This window comes from Methylobacterium sp. D54C, assembly GCF_053345595.1.
In genome coordinates this window covers 1-306 of record NZ_JBKFAK010000195.1, presented here as the reverse complement: position 1 = coordinate 306, position 306 = coordinate 1, and the positions used below count along the sequence as shown (strand labels likewise).

The window sequence follows — 306 nt, the reverse complement described above, 5'->3', positions numbered from 1 at the left end:
CCCAAAGGGTCAAGCCGCAGGCAGAGCCTCCCGTCCATGGTGGGCCTGGGACGACTCGAACGTCCGACCTCACCCTTATCAGGGGTGCGCTCTAACCACCTGAGCTACAGGCCCAGTACGATCGAGCGTCACGGCTGACACAAGGTCGGACCGATCCGCGATCGCGCTATCTGGTGAGGAAGAGAAACGAGGACGGCGCGTGTCCCGCCAAGGGGCTCTGACTGAGCCCTGATATCCTAATGACGCCGTCCGAGGAGCGGACCGGATAAACCGGTCATCCTGCTGTCAGCATCCTTAGAAAGGAGG

1 tRNA gene is annotated in these 306 nt (G+C 61.8%); it reads right to left on the bottom strand.

Going from position 1 to position 306, the window contains the following annotated elements:
• Positions 1-37: 37 nt before the first annotated feature.
• Positions 38-114 (bottom strand) — tRNA-Ile (locus ACLBYB_RS33130).
• Between the last annotated feature and the right edge of the window lie 192 nt (positions 115-306).